Annotated in this window: 18 protein-coding genes and 1 pseudogene; 7 read left to right on the forward strand and 12 right to left on the reverse strand. The window is 69.8% G+C overall.

What is annotated here, in order from left to right:
* Positions 1 to 441: 441 nt before the first annotated feature.
* Positions 442 to 600, reverse strand: a complete 159-nt coding sequence (locus tag GA0115254_RS44420; protein WP_176740104.1) for a hypothetical protein — start codon at positions 598 to 600, stop codon at positions 442 to 444.
* A gap of 467 nt (positions 601 to 1,067) precedes the next feature.
* Here GA0115254_RS44420 and GA0115254_RS13615 point away from each other — a divergent pair, with 467 nt between their 5' ends.
* Both GA0115254_RS13615 and GA0115254_RS13620 read left to right on the forward strand, forming a co-directional pair.
* Entirely contained in the window at positions 1,068 to 2,312 is a 1,245-nt protein-coding gene (locus GA0115254_RS13615; RefSeq protein ID WP_093895529.1) for a Twin-arginine translocation pathway signal, read from the forward strand.
* A gap of 1 nt (position 2,313) precedes the next feature.
* The gene (locus GA0115254_RS13620) at positions 2,314 to 2,631 is read left to right on the forward strand and encodes a 4a-hydroxytetrahydrobiopterin dehydratase (RefSeq protein WP_093895530.1); all 318 of its coding nucleotides are present in this window, start codon (positions 2,314 to 2,316) and stop codon (positions 2,629 to 2,631) included.
* Positions 2,632 to 2,681: 50 nt separating this feature from the next.
* On the opposite strand, the gene GA0115254_RS13625 is transcribed toward GA0115254_RS13620, so the two are convergent.
* From GA0115254_RS13625 to GA0115254_RS44425, 3 genes are read right to left on the reverse strand one after another with little or no spacing between them, the layout of a single operon-like run.
* The gene (locus GA0115254_RS13625) at positions 2,682 to 2,945 is read right to left on the reverse strand and encodes a hypothetical protein (RefSeq protein WP_093895531.1); all 264 of its coding nucleotides are present in this window, start codon (positions 2,943 to 2,945) and stop codon (positions 2,682 to 2,684) included.
* On the reverse strand, positions 2,942 to 3,172 hold the full coding sequence (locus GA0115254_RS13630) for a hypothetical protein (RefSeq protein ID WP_093895547.1): 231 nt from the start codon (positions 3,170 to 3,172) through the stop codon (positions 2,942 to 2,944). Before GA0115254_RS13630 ends, GA0115254_RS13625 begins: the two co-directional genes overlap by 4 nt.
* Positions 3,173 to 3,177: 5 nt before the next feature.
* Positions 3,178 to 3,480, reverse strand: a complete 303-nt coding sequence (locus GA0115254_RS44425) for a peptidoglycan-binding domain-containing protein (protein ID WP_093895532.1) — start codon at positions 3,478 to 3,480, stop codon at positions 3,178 to 3,180.
* A gap of 27 nt (positions 3,481 to 3,507) precedes the next feature.
* Here GA0115254_RS44425 and GA0115254_RS13640 point away from each other — a divergent pair, with 27 nt between their 5' ends.
* Positions 3,508 to 3,882, forward strand: coding sequence for a hypothetical protein (locus GA0115254_RS13640; RefSeq protein WP_093895533.1), 375 nt, complete (start codon positions 3,508 to 3,510; stop codon positions 3,880 to 3,882).
* 209 nt (positions 3,883 to 4,091) lie between these two features.
* Here GA0115254_RS13640 and GA0115254_RS13645 read toward each other — a convergent pair whose 3' ends face one another.
* Complete coding sequence (locus GA0115254_RS13645; protein WP_093895534.1) at positions 4,092 to 5,195, reverse strand: peptidoglycan-binding domain-containing protein; 1,104 nt, start codon at positions 5,193 to 5,195, stop codon at positions 4,092 to 4,094.
* A 208-nt stretch (positions 5,196 to 5,403) separates the two neighbouring features.
* Between GA0115254_RS13645 and GA0115254_RS13650 the strand changes: the two are divergent.
* A pseudogene (locus GA0115254_RS13650) lies at positions 5,404 to 7,454 on the forward strand (MFS transporter).
* A 36-nt stretch (positions 7,455 to 7,490) separates the two neighbouring features.
* Here GA0115254_RS13650 and GA0115254_RS13655 read toward each other — a convergent pair.
* Positions 7,491 to 7,967 (reverse strand): GNAT family N-acetyltransferase, encoded by a 477-nt coding sequence (locus GA0115254_RS13655; protein ID WP_093895535.1) that lies wholly within the window; start codon positions 7,965 to 7,967, stop codon positions 7,491 to 7,493.
* 138 nt (positions 7,968 to 8,105) lie between these two features.
* Positions 8,106 to 9,260 (reverse strand): DUF2330 domain-containing protein, encoded by a 1,155-nt coding sequence (locus tag GA0115254_RS13660; protein WP_256102553.1) that lies wholly within the window; start codon positions 9,258 to 9,260, stop codon positions 8,106 to 8,108.
* A gap of 301 nt (positions 9,261 to 9,561) precedes the next feature.
* Here GA0115254_RS13660 and GA0115254_RS13665 point away from each other — a divergent pair, with 301 nt between their 5' ends.
* Positions 9,562 to 11,547, forward strand: a complete 1,986-nt coding sequence (locus GA0115254_RS13665; RefSeq protein WP_093895549.1) for a bifunctional glycosyltransferase 87/phosphatase PAP2 family protein — start codon at positions 9,562 to 9,564, stop codon at positions 11,545 to 11,547.
* Between the two features lie 123 nt (positions 11,548 to 11,670).
* On the opposite strand, the gene GA0115254_RS13670 is transcribed toward GA0115254_RS13665, so the two are convergent.
* Both GA0115254_RS13670 and GA0115254_RS13675 read right to left on the reverse strand, forming a co-directional pair.
* Positions 11,671 to 12,651, reverse strand: coding sequence for an AEC family transporter (locus GA0115254_RS13670; protein ID WP_256102554.1), 981 nt, complete (start codon positions 12,649 to 12,651; stop codon positions 11,671 to 11,673).
* Positions 12,652 to 12,782: 131 nt separating this feature from the next.
* Entirely contained in the window at positions 12,783 to 14,060 is a 1,278-nt protein-coding gene (locus GA0115254_RS13675) for a cytochrome P450 (RefSeq protein WP_093895537.1), read from the reverse strand.
* 282 nt (positions 14,061 to 14,342) lie between these two features.
* Between GA0115254_RS13675 and GA0115254_RS13680 the strand changes: the two genes are divergently transcribed.
* Together GA0115254_RS13680 and GA0115254_RS13685 are read left to right on the forward strand one after the other, a co-directional pair.
* On the forward strand, positions 14,343 to 15,512 hold the full coding sequence (locus tag GA0115254_RS13680) for a steroid 3-ketoacyl-CoA thiolase (RefSeq protein ID WP_093895538.1): 1,170 nt from the start codon (positions 14,343 to 14,345) through the stop codon (positions 15,510 to 15,512).
* A gap of 112 nt (positions 15,513 to 15,624) precedes the next feature.
* Positions 15,625 to 16,908, forward strand: coding sequence for an alpha/beta fold hydrolase (locus tag GA0115254_RS13685; protein ID WP_093895539.1), 1,284 nt, complete (start codon positions 15,625 to 15,627; stop codon positions 16,906 to 16,908).
* Between the two features lie 69 nt (positions 16,909 to 16,977).
* On the opposite strand, the gene GA0115254_RS13690 is transcribed toward GA0115254_RS13685, so the two are convergent.
* From GA0115254_RS13690 to GA0115254_RS13700, 3 genes are all read right to left on the reverse strand, one after another.
* The gene (locus GA0115254_RS13690; RefSeq protein ID WP_256102555.1) at positions 16,978 to 17,589 is read right to left on the reverse strand and encodes a hypothetical protein; all 612 of its coding nucleotides are present in this window, start codon (positions 17,587 to 17,589) and stop codon (positions 16,978 to 16,980) included.
* 319 nt (positions 17,590 to 17,908) lie between these two features.
* Positions 17,909 to 18,727 (reverse strand): ECF transporter S component, encoded by an 819-nt coding sequence (locus GA0115254_RS13695; RefSeq protein ID WP_093895540.1) that lies wholly within the window; start codon positions 18,725 to 18,727, stop codon positions 17,909 to 17,911.
* The coding region (locus GA0115254_RS13700; protein WP_141720815.1) for an ATP-binding cassette domain-containing protein at positions 18,724 to 19,514 on the reverse strand (791 nt) is incomplete at its 5' end. The genes GA0115254_RS13695 and GA0115254_RS13700, both read right to left, overlap by 4 nt.

Below are 19,514 nucleotides of genomic sequence, written 5' to 3' on the forward strand. Positions count from 1 at the left end.
AGACGTTGCAGGGGTATGCGGTCTGACTGATGCAGTTGCCCTGATCGTCGTACACGTAGACGACCGACTTAGTGCCGGGGCAGTTCGGCGTGGAGCTACAGCTGATGGCGTGGTCTTCCTGGTGTCCCATACGAGAGCTTCGCCTTCTGTTCGAGGGTGGGCTCCCACGTCCGTAGACATCCGGCGCAGTACCAGTGCCACCGTTCCGCTGTGGTCGGTGTGGTGTGGCTGGTGTCTCGCCAGAGCGCCGGGTGGTTGGGGCAGTGGGGGCATGACGGCGGCCGATACACCACGTGGTCCTCCTGTATGGGGTCCTGGCCAGGGTGGCTCGGTCACTGGGGACGTGCTGTGATGACCCGCTGAGGCCACCCGTTCGGGGGACCTGGAGCGGGATCGAACCCACCCGCGGCCGATCGGCGTGATGGCAGCCGCGGGTGGGAGTCAGTTGCGCCACGTGGTGCCCGGCCGGTCCCACGAGGGGCGGACGAACCGGGCGTAGTGGTCGCCCTTGTGCTCAGGCGGCCTGGTGCAGCGCGCCTTGGTCTTGGGGTCCATGTCCCAGCAGACGTGGGTGATGAGGTGGGTCGACTCGGTTTTCATCGGCGGGCCTCCCGCCATGCGCGGCCAAGCCGAGCCGCAGTGGGGCATGCGACCGCGGCGCGGCAGGTGACGCAGGTCACGGTGTGGCCGATCCAGGTGCGGTACGCGGCATCCGGCGCGGTGACTGGCTTCGTCGAGGCGGTCACGGCTTTTTGCACCGCCCGCACTCGCAGGCCGGGAACGAGGTGCGGGGCTCAACAGTCTTGAGCGGGGTGACTTCGGCTTCCGGGCGAATGACGCGCGTTCTGCCGTAGCGGTCCACCTCGTACACCTTGATCGTCATTGCCATAAGTGGCCCCCGCCCTACGTCGATTGAGGGGAATGCAGCCAGTTCGCTGTACGGCCGCGCTGTCACACCCTGATGATGTGCGTGCACGGTGAGCAGTGAATAGGTCGCCGGATAGCCACGCGTGGCCACGTAGCGGCCACGGCCGGAAGCGCGAGCGATGACACCTCAGACTGGACCCATGAGCCGCAACGATGCGCTGCGGGCCGCCCGCTTACGCAAGGGGTGGCGAACCATCGAAGCCGCCGCTATGGCCATCACAGAGCACGGGCAACAGCTCCTCGATGATCGACAGTTCACCGTCTCAGCCCGCACCTGGCGACGCTGGGAAGGCGACCGCCCCGGGTGGCCGGCCGAGGAGACCGCGATCGTCATTCACGACGCGCTCGGCCGCTGGCCGGAGGACCTCGGGTTCACGACTCCGCCGGGCTGGATTCGGCCCGAGCACCACGAAGAGGAACAGGTGCGCCGCCAAGCTTTCGCCTCTGTTACCGCAGCCGCACTCGTTGCGGGACCGGTCGCGCCGCAGCACGTTGACCCTGCCCTGATCGACTACTTCCAGCAGCAGTTGGAGGGCCACTATCGGGCTGACATGTTCCTCGGCCCACACGACCTGATCGGTACCGTGTCTGCTCAGTACCAGCTCATTGACAAGCTTGTGAGGTCCGCGAAGGGTGAGACCCGCCGGGGTCTCCTGCGGGTCGGTGCGGCCTATGCGGCGCTCGTCGGGTGGCTGTTCCAGGACGCCGGAGACATGGACGGCGCAACCTTCTGGCGCGGCGTCACCCAAGAGATCGCGATGCGGTCTCGCGATCCGCACCTCATCGGGTATTCCCTCGTGAACCAGGCGCAGGTGCGCACCGACCTTGGCGACGGGCACGCGGTCGTCGACTTGTGCGAGGCCGCGCTCGACGACGCCGACCGGCTCGTCCCGAAGGTGCGCATCATGGCCATGCAGCAGCAGGCCCACGGTGCCAGCCTCACTGGGGAACGGCATATGGTCGACCAGCTCATCGACCAGGCTGGCCGACTGCTGCCGCGCGTCGATGACGATCTGCCGTGGGGCAATGCCTGCCGGAGGACGCCTGGTTACCTGGAGGTGCAGCGGGCCACCTGCTACGGGCGTCTTGGTCTCGGCACGGAAGCTAGCGCCCTGTGGTCGCAAGTCCTTGCCATCGTGCCGGAGACCGCCCGCCGCGACCGCGGGGTCTACATGGCTCGGCAGGCGACAGCTGCGGCGGCTGCGCGGGAGCCGGACCAAGCGGTCGAGATCGCGCGGACCGTGGCCACGATTGCGGTAGAGACTCGCTCGGCCAGGATGCGGCGGGAACTGGTCACTCTGGAGCAAGTAATGCGGCCGTGGCAGGATGCCCCGGTCGGCCGGGATCTTACGGAGATCCTGGAGCCCGTGACCGAGAGGGGATGACGTGGCAGGCGTACCGAAGCCGCTGACTGACGAGGAGATCGAGGAGCGGCTCGCCGAGGTACCCGAGTGGACCCGCGACGGGGACGAGATCACGCGCCGAGTGGACATCCGGTATCACGCAGGGGTGGCGATGATCGTGCATATCGCCGACCGCGAGCGCCGCATCGGTCACCACGCGGATATCGACCTGAGGATCGATCATTTGCGGATCGCGGTTACGACGCATGATGCCGACTTCAGGTTGACTGCGGCTGACTTCGACCTCGCGGCCCGAATCGATGCCATTGCCGCGGCGCACCAGTCCACGCCGCTCGACTGACCCAGGACGCGCGAAAGCGCCCCTCCCGCCAGTAGGCGGAAGGGGCGCGGTTACTTCTGGGAGATCTGCCAGAGGGTTAGGGCGAGGCCGATCACGCCGACCAGCGCGGCAATGGACGGCAGCGGCCAGCGCGCGCGTTCGAGGGTGTCAAGGCGCTTCTCGTGGTCGTCGATAATGCGGTCTGTCTGATCGCCGCGCTGTGCGAGCAGGGCGAGCGACCCATCGACCTTGGCGAAACCCGTTTCCATCGTGCCGCGCAGCTTCTCCAGCTCGACCGCGACCGCGGCCGGATCGGACGGGGTAGGGATGCTCACTCGCGGCCCCCGGTGTCGGCGAGGCCGAGGCCGAGGAGGTCGAGCAGCTGCTCGACTGCGGGGAGCGCCATGATTCGGGCGGTGCCGGCCGCGACGGCGAGCGCCCCGGCAACCCACGGCAGGGACTCGGGGACGCCGGACGCCTGGACGATCGCGTGGAGCGCGGCGGCCAAACCCGCAGCGGCTTGAATGGCGGTGCGGATGCTGCGCTTCGTGGTCGGCTTCACGCCGATCACTTCTTCCCGTAGGCGATGGCGTGGAGTGCCGCCCACCCTTTGGGGCCGATGGCGGGGTCGTAGTGCTGTCCGGCGGCGCGGTAGGTGGGGTGTGCCTGGTGGAATCGGGCGACGGCGGCCTGTGTCGCGGGCCCGTACGAGTTAGCCTCGGGGATGCCCTTGGACATGTAGCCCGCGGCTTTGAGCGCCCGCTGAAGGCCCTTTGCCGAGGGTGACTTGCGGCCCGGTGCGAGACCCGCCAACGGCGTGATGTAGCCAAGGACCGGGCCCGTGCAGCTCGCGAGCGAGCTCGGCTGCAAGGCGAACTAGTAAAGCTCCAGGACGGATTGGCGAGGCTCCAGGCCGACCGAGCCGTCAACCCAGGCGACTACCCGTCCGGCGTCTACGAAGCCGCCCGCGACCGCATCAAAACCCAGCGCGAGGCGGCCGAACACCTGCTCGCTGAGTCCGCTGTCATTGAGGCGACGCCCGATGTATCCGACTATGAGCCGCTGATCGTCGGGCTGCTGGACGAGTGGGAGACCATCAACGACGGAGAGCGAAGCGGCATACTCCGCCAGCTGCTACGCCGTGTTGCCGTCTATCGGGCGGAGCGCGAGGGATACGCGCGTGCCACGACCCGGATCGAGTTTCACCTGGTGTGGGAGCCGGACCCGTGGGCCGACCAATCCGCATCTTCTGAAAGTGCTACAGAGGATTAGCCGAGAAGGAGGGCTCGGGCAGTGAGGACGGTGGCCGGCATGGGCGGGCTCCAGAGCGCGGGGGAAGCAAAGACGCAGGAAAGAGAACAAGCAGCCTCGCCCGCCGGTCAGGGAGTGGCGGGCGGAGGCTACTTTGTTCCATCACGATACAAAAACCTGTCCGGGAAAGCCAATTCCGTCCCGGGCGGCGGGGTCGTCGGGCCGGGTGGTCAGGAGCGTCCCCGGCCCGTCGTCTCCGCCTCCAGGGCGCGGCGCGTGGTGGGGCCGTACACCCCCGACGGGTCGCCCTCGATGGATTTGTACGACTGGTAGACGCTTACGGCGTGCTCGACCTGCCGCGTGAAGTCGCCGTCGTCCCGCCCGTGGAACAGCCAGATCTCCTCCAGCCGGCGTTGCAGTTCGGCCACCGCGGGCCCCTGGTCGCCGAGGCGCAGCGTGGGGCCGGCCAGTGAAGCGGGCGGTGCGGACGAGGCCGGACGGCTCGCGTGCGGCGTGGACGCGGAGGGCGAGGCGGTGGCCGGCTGTGAGGCGGCGGATGCGGAGGATGCGGAGGGAGACGGTGAGGTGCTCACCGAGGGGGATGCGGATGCGGATGCGGACACGGGCGGTGACGTGGGAGCCGGTCCGGAGGGTGCGGACGATGCGGAGGCCGATGCCGTCTCCTCCGTTGGGACGCTCGCCACGGTGCTCGGCAGGGGCTGTTCCCCGTCGGCGTCCCCGTTGCCTTTTCCGTCGAACAGCCCGCCCGCGAGTGCGGCCGTGCCCACCACCGCGGCCACGGCCGCCCCTGCGGCGAGTGCCGCGAAGGGCCGTCGGCGACGCGGCTGAACGGGGTCGTCGGCGGGTGCGAAGGCCGGTGCGAGGTGCGGTGTGAGGGCCGTGGTGCCGGGGGCTTCGGCCCGCTCGTCGGCGTCCGGCGGCGGGCTTGCCGTCGCCCGGCCGAGAAAGAGCGGCATCGTCGTGGCCGCGTCCCCCGCCGGCGGGTGCTGCTGCGCGTGGTCTGCGGCCGGTGTCTCGTCGCCCCCCAGCGTCACGTACGGCCGGATACGCAGCGGATCGAAGTCCTCCGCCGCCGCGATCTCCGCCAGGTCGGCCGCCGACCGCGCGGCCCGTTGCTGCTCGGCGGCCCGGCGTTGCTCGGCGGCCCGCTGTGCTGCCCGCTCTCCGCACGCGCAGCCGGCCCCGGGTCTTGTGCCCGGCCCCCCGTCCAGCAGCCCTCCGTCCGGCAGCCCTCCGTCCGGGCCTCCATCAGGTCCCTGTCTCTCGTCCGGTCTGCTGTCCATACCGCACTCCGGGCACATATGTCCGGTCATGGTGGGCCCCTCCCCTTGAACTGCCTGCGATTATGCAGCCCGCTGCCGGGATGCCCAACGCCGTACCGAAATGCGTACCCGGGGGTGCATCCCGCCGCGACACCCGCCCAGGGCCCGTCCCCGCAGGTCCCGGGCCCGGTCCCGCTCGGCAGGCCATAACCGTGCGGAACGGCCAGGATGGGGTGTAGCGGATCCGAGGAGATGTTCCATGGCCAAGCATCCGAGCCCCCCGGCCCCGGCCCCCGGCGAGGACCGCTCCACGCGGTCGGTCATGGTGGCCATCGGTGCGCTTCTTCTCGGCATGCTTCTGGCCGCGCTCGACCAGACCATCGTCTCCACCGCGCTGCCGACCATCGTCAGCGACCTCGGCGGTCTGGAACATCTCTCCTGGGTTGTCACGGCCTATCTGCTGGCATCGACCGCCGCGACACCGCTCTGGGGCAAACTCGGCGACCAGTACGGGCGCAAGAAGCTCTTCCAGACCGCCATCGTCATCTTCCTCATCGGCTCGGCGCTCTGCGGCGTCGCCCAGAACATGCCGCAGCTCATCGGCTTCCGCGCCCTTCAGGGCCTCGGCGGTGGCGGCCTCATCGTGCTCTCGATGGCGATCGTCGGCGACATCGTCGCACCGCGCGAACGAGGCAAGTACCAGGGCCTGTTCGGAGCGGTCTTCGGCGCGACGAGCGTCCTCGGGCCGCTCCTCGGCGGCTTCTTCACCCAGCACCTCAGCTGGCGCTGGGTCTTCTACGTCAACCTGCCGATCGGCGTCGTCGCGCTCCTCGTGATCGCCGCCGTGCTGTACATACCGGCCCGCCGTACGCAGCACACCATCGACTACCTCGGCACCTTCCTCATCGCCTCCGTCGCCACCTGTCTGGTCCTCGTCGCCTCGCTCGGCGGCACCACCTGGGCCTGGGGCTCCGCGCAGATCATCGGTCTCGCCGTGCTGAGTGTGCTGCTGCTGATCGCCTTCGTGCACGTGGAGCGCCGCGCCGCGGAGCCCGTCATCCCGCTGAAGCTCTTCCGGATCAGGACCTTCACCCTCGTCGCCGTCATCAGCTTCGTCGTGGGTTTCGCGATGTTCGGCGCCATGACCTATCTGCCGACCTTCCTCCAGGTGGTCCACGGCATCACGCCGACGATGTCCGGTGTGCACATGCTCCCGATGGTGCTGGGTCTGCTCCTCACCTCGACCGTGTCCGGGCAGATCGTCAGCCGCACCGGCCGCTGGAAGGTCTTCCCGATCGCGGGCACCGGCATCACCGCGATCGGACTGCAGCTCCTGCACCGGCTCACGGAGACCAGCAGCACGCTGGAGATGAGCATCTACTTCTTCGTCTTCGGTGCCGGGCTCGGCCTGGTGATGCAGGTCCTGGTGCTGGTCGTGCAGAACGCCGTCACGTACGAGGATCTCGGCGTCGCCACGTCCGGGGCCACCTTCTTCCGCTCCATCGGCGCCTCGTTCGGTGTCGCCGTCTTCGGCACGATCTTCACGAACCGGCTCACCGACAAGCTGGCCGCGGCGCTCGCCGGCCGCTCCCTGCCCCCCGGGGTCAGTGCCGGGGGGCTGGCCGCCGACCCGCGCGCCATCGGCCGGCTGCCGCCCGTGCTGCGGCCCTCGGTGCTTCATGCGTACTCGACCTCGATCACCGATGTGTTCGTGTACGCGGCACCCGTCGTCCTGGTCGCCTTCGTCTTCGCGTGGTTCCTCAAGGAGGACAAGCTGCGCGGCTCGGTGACCGCGCCGGAGCCCACCGAGACCCTGGCGTCGAACCCGGTCGAGCGGTCCTCGTACGACGAATGCGCCCGGGCCCTCTCGGTGCTCGCCACCCGCGCGGGGCGCCGCAAGGTCTACGAGGAGATCACCAGGAGGCGGGGTACGACCTGCTGCCCGCGGCGAGCTGGATGCTGCTGCGCACGGCCCGGCACGGCACGGTCGAACCGGCCATGCTCGCCGAGGTCACCCCGGTGCCGCTACGGGTGGTCACCGAGGCGGCACGTCAGCTGGAGGAGCGCGGACTGGTCCGGCGCGAAGGCATACAGCTGGTGCTCACGGAGGCCGGCGCGGAAGTGGTGGTGAAGCTCGCGGAGGCCCGTGAGGAATCGATGGCCGAGCTGCTGGGCGACTGGTGGGGGCCGGAACGGCCGACGGACCTGGTCAAGCTCGTGGCGGAGCTGACCGCCGAGGCGAACGGGTCGAGCAAGGAGCGGCCGCACCGCCCCGGGCCGGTGCGGGACCACGCGGCCCGACCCGGGTGAGCCGCTTCGCGGACACTTCCTGTGCCTCCTGCACCCCTACAGCTCCTTGGCGAACCAGTGCTCCGCGTACTGTCGCCGGTGGAACGCCGGAACCTCCCGATAGCCGTGCTTGGCGTACAGCCCCCGTGCCTCGACCAGGTCATTGCGGGTGTCGAGCCTGACCGTGCGTACACCGAAGGTGCGCGCCGCGCTCTCGACGGCCGCCAGGAGCAGCCCGCCGCCGCCCGTACCGCGGTGATCCGGGCGCACGAACACCCGGGTCAGCTCCGCGACGTCCGCGTCCACCACCAGCAGCCCGGCGCAGGCCGCCGGCTTTCCCCCGAACCGGCCGACGACGAACTGGCCGGTGGGCGCAGCGAGCCGGTCGGCGCCGTCGTCGGTGAGCCCTTCGTCGATCTCCTCGGCGGTCGCGGGCCGCCCCCAGTAGCGGCTGGCGACCTCGTCGTAATAGTCGCGACGCAGCAACGCGGCGTCGGGGGAGTCGAAGGGTTCGGGGGCCACGGTCCAGGTCATGCGGGTCATTCTGACTTGAGCATGATGAGAGGAGCGAATGGATTGGCGGGATCGGCCGCCAGAGGCACGAACGGACCGGTGGAACCGGCGCTTCACTCCACACGCAAGCGTTCGGATCGCGGCAAGCGGCCCCGGTGCTCATCCCAGCGGCGGCGGAACCATGACCGGCGGCGGAGGCACCACCGGCCGGTGCCGTCGGACCCGCAGCACCAACAGCACCACCGCAGCCGCCACCAGCACGGCCCCGAGCAGCGACAGCACCCAGACCGGGACACCGCCCACGGTCAGCAGCCTGTCCGTGTACACCATGGTCCGGTACGGGGTGTCGGCCTCGGTCGCGCGCAGTTCGTGATCGCCGTCGATCCGCTCCGGGTACGGGAACGACTGCTCGATCGCGGTGACGAACACCGGCTTCCCACCCGTCACCGCCTCCAGTGCCCCGGTGTCGTCCCGTGCCGACCGGGGGTCGATCCTGCCCGCGTATGTCACCTGCGGCGCATTGCCGCCGATCGCGTCACGCGGCTCCATCCGGTGCGCCGCCAGGACGTACAGGCCCAGCTGCTGCGGCGTCGAGGCGAGCTTCGACAGCCGCATCGGGTAGACCAGCCGGTCGCTGGCGAAGCGCAGCCGCAGCGGATCGAGGTCGCCGCCGAGGGGACTGTTCCTGTCCCGGGGAGCAAGGCGGATCGCGACGTACTCCCACCTCTGGTCGACATAGGGTTTCAGCGCCGTCGCCAGCCGGTCGGGCAGCTCGAAGCCGTTGTCCTGCAGCCACTTCTGCAGCGCCTCGGGGTCGGTCGCGGCCAGTCGCGCCACATCGAACGGGCCGAGCCGCTCCCGGCCCACCACCTCGACCGGCGGCGCGGCGCTCGCAGGAGCCCCGGCTCCGTCCGCGCTGTTGCCCGAACCGGCGAACGGCCAGTCGTCGGAGCGCGGCCAGAAGTAGTGTCTGGTCGCCTGCACCGGCGCGGTGAGGGTGGCGAGTTCGGAGAAGAGCGAGGGATCACCGAGCTCCACGGTCGCCCGGTGCGGCACCGGCATGATCCAGGCCGCCTCGCGGGCGTTCCCTCGGACCGTGAGCCGCATGACGATCTGCTCGGTACGGCCGTCCCAGTCCACCACCGACGTCTCCCGGTCGACCGAGACCTGGGTTTCCCTGCTCGGGACCATCGCCCCGCAGCCACAGGCGTATGCCGGGCTGATCAGCGACCCCAGCTGCAGCGACACCAGCATCAGCAGCAGTGACAGCGCACGCATCACCCATCCGTGTCCCTCACCTCGCACAGCCCGCATGCTCTGTCTTCCTCCCCCGCGATCGACGAACACGGGTGAGGACGTGGGAACCACCGGCCCGGTTCCGGCGCCGAGGCCCGGCCCAGCAGGTCCTTCACTTTTTGGAAAAAAGGATGATGACAGTCAGGCGAAGAGGGGGTTGATTGTGTCTACCTCATAGCGGAATGCGAAGGTTTCACAGCACGCCCAGGTCGAGGGACGGGCACGGAAACGGCGGGAGGGTCGGCGCAGCGTGGCGGATGCGGAGCACAGTGTGCGCGGAGATGCGGCGACAGGGGCGAGGACCGGGGCTGTCCGGGCTCTGCTCTGGCTGGTTGTGGCCGTACTGGCCGTACGGCAGATGGCGGTGGTGCTGCGGCAGCCGCCGGGTGAACGCCTCACCGATCTGGAGACCTGGATCGGTGAGAACGGTGTCCTGCACGTGACGGGCTCGCTGTACAGCAGCGACCGGTTCACCGGCACCCCGTTCGCCGGGCTGGTGCTGAAGCCACTGACACGGACCGCCGAACAGAGCCTGGGTGTTGCCTGGACCTTCGGTTCGCTGCTGCTCGTCGCCGCCCTCGGCATCGTCGCCGCCCGCGCGCTGCCGGGCCCGGTCTCCCGCCGCACCTCGCTGCTGGCCGCCCCCGTCGCGATCAGCCTGCTGATGCTCTCCCTGCCGGTCCGAAACGCACTCCACCTGGGGCAGACCAGCATCCTGCCGGTCCTGCTGGTGCTGCTGGCCTGTTTCGCGGTGCGCGGGGAACGCGCCTCGGGCCTCCTGATCGGGCTCGCGGCCGCGCTCCAGCCGACCGTGCTGCTCTTCGTGGTCCTGCTCCGGTTCACCGGCCGCCGGCAGGCGGCGGTGACCGGCGGCATCGTGTTCGCCGCCTGCACCGCGCTGGCCTGGGCCGCGATGCCGCACGACTCATGGACCTACTGGGTGCACCATGTCGCGGGCGCCGGGCTCGGCGACAACGCGGACAGCCTGGCCAACCAGTCGCTGCACGGCGCGCTGCTCCGATTCGGCCTGGGGGGCCCGCTCGAAATCGCGCTGTTCGTGGTGCTGGCGGCCGCCGTCTGCTACCTCGGACTGCGCCGCGCCATACGGTACGCACGCGACGGGCAGCTGCTGCTCGCCGTCGCCGTGACCGGCTGTGTCGCCGTCGCCGTCTCACCGACCGCCTGGCAGCACCAGCTGCTGTGGGTGCTGCTCGCAGTGGTCGGCCGGGTCGGCAAGCGGGCTTCCGACCGGCTGGTGTGGCCGGCGGTCGTGGTGCTCGTGCTCACACTGCCGGGGACGATGCTGCTGCCGAACATGGCGGTGGTCTTCCCTGTACGCGACAACGTGCTGCTGATCGCGGCGCTCGGCGCGGCCTGTGCCGCACCGTTCCTGCCGCGCACCTCGCCGTACTGGCAACACCCGATCCCGACGGACCACGCGGCCCCGGTCGCGGCCCGCTGGGGACGCGTCCCCCTGCTGCCGTTCTGGCGGCGGGTGCTCAGCCGGCCCAATCTGCTGCTGGAACTGCTTCTGATCAGGGTCGTGTACTCCGCGTACTCACATGTCAGACTCGCGGCGACAGTCGGCCGTGCCACCGCCGAACACCACGGCCGGCAGGTCCACACCCTCGAACAGTGGCTGCACATCGACATCGAGCACTGGGCCAACCACGCGGTCGTCGAGGTCCCCTGGCTGCGGGGCTTCTTCGACTACTACTACTCGACGTTCCACTTCATCGTGCCGCTGGCGATTCTCGGTGTGCTGTACGTACGACGCCCCGCGGACTACCGCTGGGTCCGCAGCTCCATAGGCTTCGCCACGATCCTCGCGCTGGTCGGCTTCTGGCTCTACCCGCTGGCCCCGCCGCGGCTGATGCCGGGACTCGGCTTCATCGACACCGTCCATGGCGTGCAGGACTTCGCGAAGCCGGACTACGGAACGCTGACCTCGATGACCAATCAGTACGCGGCGATGCCCTCGCTGCACTTCGGCTGGTCGCTCTGGTGCGGTGTGGTCATCGTCATGCTGGCCCCGAAGATGTGGATGAAGGCGCTGGGGCTGCTGCACCCGCTGTTCACGGTCTCCGCGATCGTGGCCACGGCCAATCACTGGGTGCTGGACGCGGTGGGCGGTGCGGCCGTCGTCGCGCTCGGCTTCGGGCTGACCTACGTACTGTCGGGGCCGCGGAGGCTGCGGCTGCCGGCCGTGCCCGCGGCGGCGAAGCCGCTGGACGGGATCGCGGTGCCGGTGGCGGTGCCGGTTCCGAGGTCGTCCGACGACGCGGTGAGCAGCAAACAGCACTAGCGGCACGGGGCTCCTGAGGGCCGAAGGGGTGCCGGGACGAACACATCGTCCCGGCACCCCTTCGGCATGGATCGCCGCTTGTCCAGCATCCGCCCGTCGGCCTCGGTCCGCCACTCGAACGGCTCAGGGCCGGGTCGTCCCGAGCATCCAGGTGGCGAAGGAGAGCGTGGCCATGGACACCACCGTCGAGGCCACCACGGAGTTGCGGGCCACGCGGGTGTCCAGGCCGTACTGCTGGGCGTAGATGAAGGCGTTCTGAGCGGTCGGCAGCGCGGAACAGAGCACGACGGCCATCAACTGGTGGTCCGGCAGATGCAACAGCGGGCCGCCGACGACGAAGGCGATCAGGGGCTGGACCGATGTCTTGAGTGCGACCGTCACAACGACCTCCGCACGTTTCGTACGCACCGTGGACCGGACAGGTTCCGCGTGCTCCGTCGGACCGTCGGTCGCCGGGCGGCTGTTCAGGGACAGGCCCAGCGTGATCAGGGCCGTCGGCACGGCGGCGGCGCCGAGCAGGTCGCAGGAGTGGGCGAGGGCGTGCGGCAGCCGCAGTCCGAGTGCGGAGACGACGAGACCCAGCAACGAGGCCATGATGATGGGGTTGCGGACCGGCATGGTCAGCATCCGCCGGATCACGACCCCCTTTCCGGAGCCCGTCCCCGTGCCCGTGTCCAGCAGTGTGAGGATCACCGGGGAGACCAACAGCACCTGGAACAGGATGATCTGGGCGACGAACGATGCATCGCCGAGCACCTGGACCGCCACCGGAATGCCGAGATTCGCGGAGTTGACGTAGCCGGACGCCATGCTGCCGATCGCCCGGTCGGCCGTGCCGCGGCCGAAGAGCCGGCCGGCCGCCACGAAGCCGAGGCCGCAGACCAGCGCCGTACCCGCCGCGAAGGCCACCATCGAGGAGTTGGCGAAGGCGGCCGGCCGTGCCCCGGAAACCATCGTGAACAGGGCGGCGGGCATCGCCACATGGAAGACGAAGCGGCCGAGCACGGCTTCCGCCTGTTCGCCGAGGAGACCGCTGCGGCCGACCGCGTAACCGATGGCTGTGAGCGTCCAGATGGGGGCGAAGGCGGAGAGCAGGGCGTGCATGCCCGCCATCATCCTCGCGCTGTTGTACGCGTCTTGCGCGGGGGTTCGGGCGGGGGTGCGGGGTTTGTCGGTACGGACGGCGGGGACCGGGGCGTGAGGGGGCCCCCGCCGTCCGAAGCTGCCGGAAGCGGTCAGCTCCCGGCGGTACCGACGCCCGCGGCGCTCGCGGCGGTGCTGACCTGAAGCTGCTTGATCCCGTTGAGCCATGCCGAGCGCAGCCGCCGCGGGTCGCCGACCAGCCGCAGGTCCGGCAGCACATCCGCGATCGCGTTGAAGATCAGGTTGATCTCCATCACGGCAAGGGACTTGCCGAGGCAGAAGTGCGGACCGCCGCCGCCGAAGCCGAGGTGGGGGTTGGGATCGCGGGAGATGTCGAAGGTCTCCGGGTTCTCGAAGACCTCGGGGTCGTTATTGGCCGAGGAGTAGAACAGCCCGACCCTGTCGCCCTTCTTGATCTGCTGCCCGCCCAGTTCGGTGTCCTGAGTGGCCGTCCGCTGGAAGGAGACCACGGGCGTGGCCCAGCGGACGATCTCCTCGGCGGTCGTCTCCGGCCGCTCGCGCTTGTAGAGCTCCCACTCATCGGGGTGGGTGAGGAAGGCGTGCATGCCGTGACTGATGGCGTTGCGGGTGGTCTCGTTCCCCGCGACGGCGAGCAGGATCACGAAGAAGCCGAACTCGTCGGAGGAGAGGTTCCCTTCGCCCTCCGCGGCGACCAGCTGGGAGACGATGTCCTTGGCCGGGCACTCCTTGCGGGCGGCCGCCAGATTCATCGAGTACGAGACGATCTCCATGGCCGCCTCGGTGCCGACCTCCTCGGTGATCGCGTACTCGGGATCGTCGTACGCGGCCATTTTGTTGGACCAGTCGAAGATCCTGGACCGGTCCTCCTGCGGTACGCCGATGAGTTCGGCGATGGCCTGGAGCGGCAGTTCGACGGCGATGTCGGTGACGAAGTCGAACGAACCGTCATCGCCCGCGGCAGCCAGAGCGGTCTCGACGATCTGGCGGGCGCGGCCGCGAAGGGCCTGTTCCAGGGAACGAATCGCCCGGGGCGTGAACCCCCGCTGGACGATCTGCCGGACCCGGGTGTGTTCGGGCGGGTCCATGTTCAGCATGATCAGCTTCTGGACCTCGATCTGGTCGTGGCTGATCGACTCGTTGAACCGGATGACCGCGGTGTTGGTGTTCGAGGAGAACAGCTCGGGATGGGTGGAGACGTACTTGACGTCCGCGTGCCGGGTGACGACCCAGTAGCCCTCGTCGTCGAAACCGGAGATACCGGCCGGCTGGGTGCACCACCAGACCGGTGCGGTCTGCCGCATCTGTGCGAACTCCGGGTGCGGAATGCGGGCTTGGAGCAGATCGGGATCGGTGAAGTCGAACCCTTCGGGCAGATGGGGGCAGGGCATCGGCAACTCCAGGTCGGGCCGAGAGTCGCCCGAACGATGTCTGACGACCCATCAGAAGTTGCCCGAAAGGTAGTAACGAGTTCTACAACTGGCAAGAGGGGTGGCCCGATCTGTTGCGTGAAGAGTGGGTGAGGCAGGCATGAAGCGGGCGCAAGGTGCGTGCAAGACCCTTGCGTACCCGGGGTAAGCCCCACAAGACTGCCTACAGAACTAGAACGCGTACTAGTTCCCCTCCGCGGGCGCCGGGACGCCCCTGCGGAAGTGCGAGGAGAGGACGAGCTCATGGCCGCGGAACCCGTCATCGTCGAAGCCGTACGCACCCCCATCGGCAAGCGCGGAGGCGCGCTCGCCAATCTGCACCCCGCCTATCTGCTGGGCGAGACCTATCGAGAACTCCTCGGCCGCACCGGCATCCACGCCGACTGCGTCGAACAGATCGTCGGCGGTACGGTCACCCATGCCGGCGAACAGTCCATGAACCCGGCCCGCAACGCCTGGCTCACCGTGGGCCTTCCGTACGAGACCGCCGCCACCACCGTGGACTGTCAGTGCGGCTCCTCGCAGCAGGCCTCCCACATGGTCGCCAACATGGTCGCGGCCGGAGTGATCGACATCGGCATCAGCTGCGGTGTCGAGGCCATGTCGCGGGTGCCGCTGGGCAGCGGCTCCAAGCACGGGCCGGGCAAGCCCTGGCCCGACGAGTGGAACGTCGACCTGCCCAACCAGTTCGAGGCGGCCGAGCGCATCGCCCGCAATCGCGGACTCACCCGGGAGAACGTCGACTCGCTCGGGTTGATCTCGCAGGAGCGGGCCGCCGTCGCCTGGGCCGAGGAACGGTTCAAACGGGAGACGTACGCGGTCCAGGTGCCGACCACGGAGGAGGAACAGGCGGCCGGGCAGGGCATGTGGCGTCTGGTCGACCGGGACGAGGGGCTGCGCGACACCACGATGGAGGGGCTCGGACGGCTCAAGCCGGTCATGCCCACCGCGATCCACACCGCCGGCAACTCCTCGCAGATATCCGACGGCGCCTGCGCGATCATGTGGGCGTCCAAGCGGATGGCGCGCGCGCTCAAGCTCAAGCCGCGCGCCAGGATCGTTGCGCAGGCACTGGTCGGCGCCGACCCGCACTTCCACCTCGACGGACCCATCGACGCGACCCGCGCGGTGCTCGGCAAGGCCGGGATGTCACTCAAGGACATCGACATCGTCGAGGTCAACGAGGCTTTCGCGTCGGTGGTGCTGAGCTGGACCCAGGTCTTCGAGCAGGACCTCGAAAAGGTCAACGTCAACGGCGGAGCCATCGCGCTGGGCCACCCGGTGGGTGCCACCGGGGCGCGGCTGATCACCACGGCCCTGCATGAACTGGAGCGCCGCGACAAGGAGTTCGCGCTGATCACGATGTGCGCGGGCGGAGCGCTGGCGACGGGCACGATCATCCAGCGGCTGTAAGACCGACCGCACTGTGGAGGAAGACCCCCGGCCGGGGGTGTTGCCAGATGTACCTCCGGCCGGGGGTCCATGCCGATACCGGTGCCGAGCGTGACTGCATAGCGTCGTGGTCATGGACGACAACAGCCCTATGAACCACGCAACTCGGAACACGCGACACCGCGCCGCCCGCCGCGGTCTGGCAGCCGCCACCGTTCTGGTCCTCGCGGCACTCGGCACCGCACCGGCCGTGGCTCAACAGCCCACCGGCGCACCCGAGTCGTCCCACTCGGCAGCGACGCACGGCAGAGGGGCCCTCCTGGACATCACCCCCGTGGCCGACCTCGGTCGTGCCGACGTCGCCCGCTTCCTCGCCTCCGCGGGGATGGACACCGACACCGTCCGCCACGGTCTGCGGGCCTACCGCCTCACCTACCGCACCATCACCCCGCAGGGCACACCCACCATCGCCACCGGCCTCCTCGCCCTTCCCAAGGGCGGCCCGCACCGCCTGGACCTGGTCTCCGACACCCACGGCACGATGGCCCACCGCGACTACGCGCCCTCCGTCGGCGAGGATTTCGGCCGCTTCGCGCCCTACCTCCACGCCTCGGCGGGCCGTGCCGTCGCCGCCCCCGACTACCTGGGCCTCGGCAAGGGGCCGGGCCGCCACCCGTACATGGACACCAAGTCCGCCGTCACGGCCTCCGTGGACATGCTGCGGGCCACCCGCACCGCCGCGCTGCGCCTGGACCGCCCGCTCACCGGCGAGGTGTACGCCAGTGGCTTCTCCCAGGGCGGCCAGGTCGCGATGGCCCTGGGCAGGGCCCTCGACAACGGCGTCGACCGGCACTTCAGGCTCCGGGCCCTCGCCCCCGTCTCCGGGCCGTACGACATCGAGCACGCCGAGACACCCGGCCTGTTCGACGGCAGCGTCAACGACACCAGCGGCATTTTCTACATGACGTATTTCCTCACCGCGCAGAACAGGCTCCACCCGCTCTACAAGGACCCCTCCGAAGTGTTCCGGGAGCCGTACGCGGGAATCGTCGACGACCTCTTCGACACCAACCACACCGAGGAGCAGATCATCCCGGCGCTGCCCGCGACGCTGAAGGAACTGCTCACCGACGACTACTACCGGCAGGTCCAGCACCCCACCGGCGCCCTGCTGGCCGCGGTGCGCGCCCAGGACGGCAACTGCGCCTGGAAGCCGCACGTTCCCGTGCGCCTCTACTCCTCGTCCGGCGACACCGATGTGCCGATCGCCAACGCCCGCAACTGCGCAGCCGATCTGGCCGCACACGGAGTCGAGGCCCCGGTGACCGACCAGGGTTCCGCCGGTCACAACGCCACGTACATGAAGTCGGGTCCGCAGATCGTGCGCTGGTTCGACACGGTCGCCGCGCGGCACTGAAGCGGGCGCCCCGGTGACGTGAACCCGGTCGGGTCACATGCCACCGGGGTGATGGGCGGGTGTGCCCGCTCAGTACGGCACGTGGGTGGGGAAGGTGGTGGTGGGGGCGAACAGCGCGGCGTATCCGTCTTCGTGCTGTCGGCGGTGCCGCCCGGACCGGCTCACCTCGGCGACCGGGGTCGCGAGCGTGAGCAGTCCGTCGTTGGCGAGCTCCTGTACGCGCATCAGCAGTGCCCGTACGTCCAGACCGAGTTCGGCGGCGACCGTCTGCACGTCGAGGCCGGACTCCCAGCTCCACAGCAGCACGGAGTCCATGCTGGGCGACCAGACGACCGTGTTCTCCGTCTCGACGGGCGGCAAAAGAGGGGGCGGAGCCGGGGCCGGCGGTGGCGTGTCCAGCGGCGGAACGATCACCTCTTCGCGCGGGTGGGGCACGGGGACCTCGGGTGCGGGTTCGGCCGGTGCTTCCCTCGTCGCCTGCTGGGTCCGGCTCAGGAGTTCCTGGGCAAGGGACCGGGCGTCACCGCGGCCCACCGTGCGTCGCGCTAATCGCACTTCGCGTTCGTTGAGGCCCATCATGTCTGCGATCGAGCCGTCGTCGCCGACGGTGACGGCGAAAGCCGCAAGCATTCTGCTCCGCTCCGCCTGCGCCTCGTCCAGTAGCGCCTGCGCCAGACGCATGCGTTCGTCGCTGGCGCAGAATGCTTCCGCCAGTACGGCGTTCCGATCCCAGAAATCTCGAGGTTCCACGTACGTGACAACGCTTCGGCGGCTGACGGGAACGGACACCCAAGCAAAATGCGCCTAAATGGACCAACGGGTTATTAAGCTGGCCAACTTATATGAAGTAGACCGTTTCCAAGTGTTGACCCGCGCCAGGGTATGGCGAAGGCCCCGACCGGTGGTCGAGGCCTTCGTGCGAGCTCGGCGGGTGTCGGCTCAGTACCAGTGGTTGGCCTGCCAGAACGACCAGGCTCCGCCCGAGGCCCTGTGGGCGGCCTCACTTGCCGGGGGCGTCGAATGTGACCTGGGCCTCGAAGGCGGCGCGGCGGGTGGCCCGGCGCAGCGCCTTCAGCAGCGTCGTGCCGATGGTGAGGGTCAGCACCAGGGTGAGCACGGCCCGGCCCAGGTCCCAGCCGAGCGATGTGGCCGTGCAGTACGCGAGGAAGCGGACCAGGTTCTCCGGCAGCGGGTCACCCGGCTGGAAGGAGATCCCCGAGCCGAGCCCGGGCACGATCGTCCAGCCGTAGAGGTTCATCACCGTGCCGTACGCGAACGACGCCACGAACCCGTACGCCGCGAGCATCAGGAGCTCGGCCCGCCCGCGCAGCCGGTCGGGGCCCGGCAGCAGGCCCGCGCCCATCGCGAACCAGCCCATCGACAGCATCTGGAACGGCATCCACGGACCCACGCCACCGGTGAGCAGCGCGGACGCGAACATCGTCACCGAGCCGAGCACGAAGCCGAAGCCGGGCCCTAGCACCCGGCCGCTCAGCACCATCAGGAAGAACATCGGTTCCAGCCCCGCCGTGCCCGCGCCCAGCGGGCGCAGCGCGGCGCCGACCGCGGCCAGCACCCCCAGCGTCGCCACCGCCTTCGCGTCGAGACCGGAGTCCGCGATCATCGCGACGACCACGCCGACCAGCAGCGGCAGCAGCGCGGCGAACAGCCACGGGGCGTCCTGGGAATGCGCCAGACCGGAGTCCGCACCGGCCAGCAGCGGCCAGCCGAACGCGACCACACCGATCGCACTGATGAGGACGAGCGCGGCGATCGCACGCGGCCCGAGACGTACCGGCCGTGTCCGGCGCCCGCTCATGACGTGGCTCCGAGCGCGCCGCGCACCTGCGTCACGGTCAGCCACTCCTGCGGGGCGAGGATCTTCGCGGTCTGCGGGGCGAACGCCGGGGAGGAGACCACCACCTGCCGGGTCTCCCCGTCCGCGACGGTCTCCCCGTCGGCGAGTATCACCACCCGGTGCGCCAGCTCGGCGGCGAGTTCCACATCGTGCGTGGCCAGGACGATCGCATGCCCTTCGGCCGCGAGACCGCGCAGCACCCCGACCAGCCGGGCCTTCGCCGCGTAGTCCAGCCCGCGGGTCGGCTCGTCCAGGAGCAGCAGCGGGGGTCTCGCGGTGAGCACGACGGCCAGGGCGAGCGCGAGGCGCTGCCCCTCGGAGAGATCGCGGGGGTGTGTGCCGTCCGGCACACCGGGCAGCAGCTCGGAGACCAGGGCCCGGCAACTGCCCGCTGCGGCGTCCGCGTCGGCGTCGGCCGCGGCGCACTCGGCGGCGACCGTGTCCGCGTACAGCAGATCGCGTGGTTCCTGCGGTACGAGGCCGACCCGGCGCACCATCTCGCGCGGCTGCGTGCGGTGCGGGGTCAGGCCGCCGACGAGGACGGTGCCCGTGGTGGGCTCGACCATGCCGACGAGCGCGGCCAGCAGGGTGGACTTGCCCGCCCCGTTTCGGCCCATCAGGGCGACGGTCTCGCCGGCGGCGACGGTGAGCGTCACCCGGCGCAGCGCCTCGACGCGCCCACGCCGTACACCGAGACGCTCGACCCGGGCGGTGGCATCGGCGACGGGCTCGGAAGCGGCGGTGGTGG

The organism is Streptomyces sp. Ncost-T10-10d (genome assembly GCF_900091955.1).
GTDB lineage: Bacteria > Actinomycetota > Actinomycetes > Streptomycetales > Streptomycetaceae > Streptomyces.